The sequence below is a fragment of the Pseudomonas sp. TE50-2 genome (assembly GCF_040813665.1).
In the GTDB taxonomy this organism is placed as follows: Bacteria; Pseudomonadota; Gammaproteobacteria; order Pseudomonadales; family Pseudomonadaceae; genus Aquipseudomonas; species Aquipseudomonas soli.
Map to the genome: position 1 here is coordinate 49,651 of NZ_JBFNXN010000001.1, position 5,780 is coordinate 55,430.

5 protein-coding genes are annotated in these 5,780 nt (G+C 65.8%); all 5 read left to right on the forward strand.

Features of this window, described 5'->3' with window-relative positions:
* The first annotated feature begins 34 nt into the window (after nucleotides 1–34).
* On the forward strand, nucleotides 35–958 hold the full coding sequence (locus AAHK21_RS00225) for a hypothetical protein (protein ID WP_046855540.1): 924 nt from the start codon (nucleotides 35–37) through the stop codon (nucleotides 956–958).
* A 19-nt stretch (nucleotides 959–977) separates the two neighbouring features.
* Nucleotides 978–2,270: a hypothetical protein gene (locus tag AAHK21_RS00230; RefSeq protein WP_367855956.1), complete on the forward strand. Its 1,293-nt coding sequence runs from the start codon at nucleotides 978–980 to the stop codon at nucleotides 2,268–2,270.
* A gap of 3 nt (nucleotides 2,271–2,273) precedes the next feature.
* Complete coding sequence (locus tag AAHK21_RS00235; protein ID WP_367855957.1) at nucleotides 2,274–4,085, forward strand: hypothetical protein; 1,812 nt, start codon at nucleotides 2,274–2,276, stop codon at nucleotides 4,083–4,085.
* Nucleotides 4,086–4,118: 33 nt separating this feature from the next.
* Nucleotides 4,119–5,174, forward strand: a complete 1,056-nt coding sequence (locus AAHK21_RS00240; protein ID WP_367855958.1) for a hypothetical protein — start codon at nucleotides 4,119–4,121, stop codon at nucleotides 5,172–5,174.
* Between the two features lie 84 nt (nucleotides 5,175–5,258).
* Nucleotides 5,259–5,777, forward strand: a complete 519-nt coding sequence (locus AAHK21_RS00245) for a GNAT family N-acetyltransferase (protein ID WP_367855959.1) — start codon at nucleotides 5,259–5,261, stop codon at nucleotides 5,775–5,777.
* The last annotated feature ends 3 nt before the right edge of the window (nucleotides 5,778–5,780 follow it).

The window sequence follows — 5,780 nt, forward strand, 5'->3', positions numbered from 1 at the left end:
GGCTGTCACCCGGCACACTTCACAGGAGTGTCCCATGAACACCCGCATCCTCGACCGACTGTTGCTGCTTGTCCTGCTGCTGTGCCCCTCGCTGGTCGCCCAGGCCGACGACAGCGCCGTCTACTTCACCATGGGCGTGCACAACACCCTGGGCTGCGATGCAAGCAACGGCAACTGCATCGCCAAACGCGCACCGAGCGACCCGTCCGATCCGTTCTTTCCGGCGTACTGGATCAGCGACTGGACGATGTACCGGGTGATGCACAACTACCAGCAGAATCCGCCGCCCTACAGCAACCCGCCGGCCACCCTGGCCCCGGCCGACTACACCGTGTCCCGTGGCACCAGCTACTACGACACCACCTACATTCCAGCCGATGGCGACGGCTTCGGCGCCATGATGGAGCACTACGAGAAGTACTGCCTGCCGATCTTCCCGATCAAGAACAACAACTACACCTGCTCGTTCGTGTCCCTGGGCAACAAGGCCTACTTCCTCACCTACCCGCAGGACCGGCCCAAGGACATGCCGGCCTGCTGCATGTTCTCGCCGATGAACCACCCGCCTCGGCAGGATTTCATCAAGCACCTGCCCTACAGCGCCACCCGCAGCCAGCACCTGGACGCCAGCGTGCAGGCCTATGCCCTGGACCTGGACTCGCCGCAGGGGCCGATCCTGTTCGGCTATGCCTTCTACAACAAGGCCACGGGCCAGCCGCCCTACCGGCAACCGCAGTCGTTCTACTTTTCCGGGGACGCCAGCGTCGCCAACGCGCCGATCGTCAGCCAGAACTACACCGGCTTTCGCATCGCCAAGCCCGACCCCGCCCAGACCTGGGCGCAGGTCGCCGCCATGTGCCCGTCGAACCCGCCGCCCTGCCAGCTGTTCGAGCCGCCAGCGGCGCAGAGCAACGGGCACAAGGCGCAGTGGAACAAACTGATGCAGCGCAAACCCTGAACCACGACGAAGGATCGCCATGAAAGCCATACTGCGCTTATCCGTGATAGCCCTGGGCCTGGCCAGCCTGCCGGCATTGGCCAGGGAACAGGCCATGCCCTCGTCCCTGGCCACCCAGCTCGATTGCCAGCCGCCCAGCAGCGCCCCGGCCGCCAACGCCAGCCAGGACCAGTTCGATCGCTACAGCTGGCAGCTGTTCATCGCCTTGAACTGGCCGGCCCAGGACCGCCAACGCGGCAACCCGGACTGCACCAGGCAGCCGGGGGACGCCGGTTACACCGTCTGGCAGACCTACAAGAGCGTCGACGAGGTCTTCCTGCCCGGTGGCGCCGATCCCGGCCCCTGGAACACCCCGCAGGGCGCCAGGAGCCTGGGCATCATCAACATCGCCGCGCTGAAGAACAGCTCGCTGGTCAACGCCATCGACCAGGCGGTCGGCGGCTGGCTGATCGACCAGGCCGGCAACCCGACCTACTACGATATCTCGGCCAACCAGGCGTCCTACGACTACATCGTCGCCAACCAGTTCTACAACGCCGATGTGGTATCCAGGGCAGCCAATATCCAGTTCCCCTATGGCGTCATCGAGATCAAGTCGAGCTGGCGCATCCTCGGCCCCCATGACAACGCCAGCCGCTACCTGACCATGCTGGCGCGGGTGGCCACCTTCGATGACCAGGGCCGGCGCAACGGCGTGACCGAGGCCTTCCTCGGCCTGGTGGGCCTGCATGTGATCACCAAGGCCAAGGGCTATCCGCAGTGGATCTGGTCGACCTTCGAGCAGATAGACAACGTGCCGCCCAAAGCGCTGGTGGGCGGCCAGTGGGTCGACCAGCCTGCGCCCGGCACCGCCTACTCCTACTTCAACGCCGACGCGCCCGCCGCGAGCCTCAACAAGTCGCCCTGCGACTGGCAGACCCAGGGCACGCAACTGGTCTGCGTGCCCAAGCCCGGCACCACCTTCCAGACCCCCAACCCGCTGAACCGCGTCACCCCGATCGCCGATGTCACCCAACAGGTCAACACCGCCTACCGCGCCGACCCCGGGCTGCAACGCAGCGTGCTCAAGTACTACCAGCTGGTCACCACCCAGCGCCCGCTGATGCCCGACAACCCCGGCAATCCGCTGGGCCAGCCGACGCCCGCACTGTCGGCCAATGTCACCATGGAAAGCTACATCCAGCCCAACAGCAGCTGCATGAACTGCCACTCCATGGCCACCGCAGTCAGGAGCCCGTACAAGTCCGACTTCTCCTACCTGTTCAAATTCGCCCATGCGCCCGTGGGCAAAACCATCAAGGACGAGGATTGAACCATGAGCATCCTGAATGGCCCACGCCTGAACTTCTGGGGTGGCATCCGCACCGATGTCAGCCTGCCGAACAACTCCCCGACCATCCCCTTCGATGGCAACGACGAGTGGCCGATCTTCGACCTGACCACCTCGACCCTGGCGCCGGGCGCCGAGTCCTATAGCGACGATCAGTTGAACAGCATGCTCAATGCGCCGAACGGCAACTACTACACCGCAGGCGGCTGGAACCACTACGGGCAGCACCTGGTCGATCTGCAGAACGCCATGATCAGCTCGCAGGGCAGCCCAGGCAGCGTCAGTACCAGCGGTGACCTGGTGGGACAACCGGTGTACCTGCTTGGCTCGCTGGACCCAGCGACCGGCCAGCCAAGCAACTCCGGCCCGATGATGGTGGACCTGGACCCGACCTCGACGACCACCACGCAGATCTTCGTCGGCGGCCTGCAGATCGGTGGCAACAGCGATACCCAGCTGCTGATCCGCTGCGACACCGTTTGCAGCAGCCTCGATGTGAAGAAGCGCGTGCTGCTGCCCGCGTCGATGGACGCGCCGGGCTCGTTCCGCCTGAGCGGCACCTTCCAGCTGACCTTCCCGCTCGCCAGCATCGTCAGCTGGAACCGCGACAGCCCAGGGCTGCGCGCGATCATCCAGGCACCCGGTGCGACCGGGATCGTGTTGCGCTTCGTGATGTTCGAGATGTGCCCGGCGATGACCACCGCGCAACTGGACGCCGACTACGCCGCGGGCCGATATACCCCGAACCCGAGCATCGGTCGGGTCATCGGCACCCTGGCCCCGGCTTTTGCCAACGAACCCGCCAACTGCCAGCCCGGACGCCAGCTGGTCAACCAGAGCACCGGCGGCACCGCCTACGCCGAGCTTGCCGGCAGCGGCCTGCTGAGCGTCGACATGGTCAACCTGATTCCCAAGCAGACCTTCAGGGCCGTGCGCGACGACATCACCAGCCCCATCGGGCCCAATGCCAACTACGGGCCGGTCACCTTCACCGCCGGTACCGTACCCCTGGCCACGCTCGATCCGAACAGCGACCTGCTGCTCGACTATTACGTATATGGCGGCCTGGTCGACTTGCCGCTCGACGCCAGCCAGCAGCAGGCGACGAAAACCTCGGTGCTGCACGTCGACGCCCCCAGCGCCGTCGCTGGCACCCTGTTGCATGCGTGCGAGTCGGTCTATCGGGTCTACGCCGACCAGCGCAATGTCTACACCGAGGACTACCCCGACGGCCTGTCGATCACCCTGCAGGTCCGCTACCTGGGTGGCCCGGTAACCACCCTGAGCAAGATAGCGCTCGACACCGGCCCTTCCGGCCCGAACTACGGAGCACCGGAAAACTGGGACTTCCTCGACGTGCCCGAGGTCCTGGTAGTCGAGGCCGGCCAGCTCGCGGTCAGCCTTCCGGTCAAGGTCAAGCCCGGTACCGACGCACAGGCCGGATTCGTCGCCCTGAGCTACTCAGTCAACGGCCTGGCCGCCGGCAGTTTTTTCACCAACTTCCGCAAATTCGCCAGCACCGACTTCGGCATCGCCACGGGCAGCACCATCACCTGGCAGCAGGTGTACCCGAATGTCCTGCGCTTTCACTACCTGGCCTTCCCCGCCATGTCCCGGTACGTGCCGCTGAACCAGCCCGACGCGATCATGGCGGCGAAGGGGCCGATCCTCGCCCGCACCGCCGATGCCTACAAAGGCACCACGCTGTTCATGCCGGTGGTGCGCTCGATGTCGCCGAGCCAGCGGGCGCTGCTGCGTGCCTACCTCACCGGCGAGCCGTGGCAGCCACCACAGTAGCCGCTACCCCTGTTCGCTCACGGAGAGAAGCCGATGCCTGCACCTGTTCATGTACCCACACATCCACGCGCAACGCTGCGCCCCAGCACCCTCATCGCCGAGGGCCTGCTCAACCCGCGCGGCATCTGCCTGCAGGCCGATGGCAGCCTGTTGCTGGCCGAGGCCGGCTCCGGCCTGCCCGAGCAGCCCTTCAGCGGCCGGATCAGCCGACTGCGAGCGGACCCGACCTCACCCGGCGCCAACCTGCCCCGGGAAACCCTGGCACAGGGTTTTCGCGCCATGAACATGCAGGCGCGCATGTTGCGCGACGAAATCATGGGGTTGTCGGACATCGCCTGCGGTGACGGACGCTGCCTGGCCAGCCAGACCGACTATGTCGAGGGCTCGAGGCTGCTCGACCTGCAGTTCGACCCGCCCGAGCCGGTGTTCCACAGCCGCGGCAACCTCAACGCACTGTGCTTTCATCCATCCCGGCGCAGTTGGCTGGCGGTCAAGCCCGATAGCAACCAGTTGGTGGAGTTCGTCGATGGCCAGCAGGAGCGCGTACTGGCGTCGTTGCCCGAACTGGAGCAAGGCCAGGAGGCCGTGCCCGTTACACTGGTGTACGAACCTGACACGGACGCAGTGCTGATCAGTCTGTTCTCCGGCGAGCTGCACGGTGACCCGCTGCGCAAGGGCATCGACTTTGCCGACAGGGCCGGACGGGTCATCCGGGTCTGGCCAGGCGATGGACGCATCGAGGTGGTTGTCCAGGGGTTGCAACTGCCCACCGGCCTGGCCCTGGATCGCAGCGGCAACCTGCTAGTGCTGGAGCTCTGCGACAGCGTGCAGCAACCTTTGACGCCTGACTGGCAAGGCGAACCGCGGCATGGCGGCTTCACCCGTTTCTCAGGCAGGCTCCTGCACTGCAACCTGCAGACCGAGCAGGTGACGGTGCTTGCCCAAGGCCTGGATACGCCGTCCAACCTGTGCCTGGTGCACGATGGGGTGTTGGTCAGCGAAGGCATGGGGCTGCTGGGGCGGGCACTGCCCACGCCAGCGGGCGAGGTGGTGCCGTTGGCTGGCAGAGTGCGCTGGGTGGGGCTTTGAGACGGCGTACATCCAAGCCTTGAACATTCCCGGCGTCCGGCGTAAAAAACTCCCTGCCCTCCCCAATCCCGCAAGGAGCACCGGATGCTGGAGCTGCACACCGACCGCCTCTACCTGCGCCCCCTGAACGAAGCCGATTGGCCACTGTTCCTCAGGCTCCACCGCGAGCCTGACACCATGCGCCATGTGTTCGACGAACTGCCGGAAAGCGAAGTGCGCCGTGGCTTCGAACACCGCCTGCCGCAGTGGTCGCCCGAAGCGGAACATTGGCTGTGCCTGGTGATGGTCGACAAGGCCAGTGGCTGCGACGTCGGCGTCACCGGCCTGCGCGTGCTGCGCCCCGGCCACGCCGAGGTCGGCTACCTGCTGCTGCCGCAATGGCACGCCAAGGGTCTGGGCAGCGAGTCGCTGCGGGCCATCCTGGCATTCGCCGCCGACAGTGACCTGAAGTCGCTGGAGGCCACGGTCACCGACGGCAACGACGCTTCCTGCCGGCTCCTGGAAAAGTGCGGTTTCACCCTCGCCCGCCGTGTGCCCCAGGCCTACCTGCTGCGCAATACGTTGCACGACGACCTCATCTACACCCTCGACCTGCGCGGATAGCCC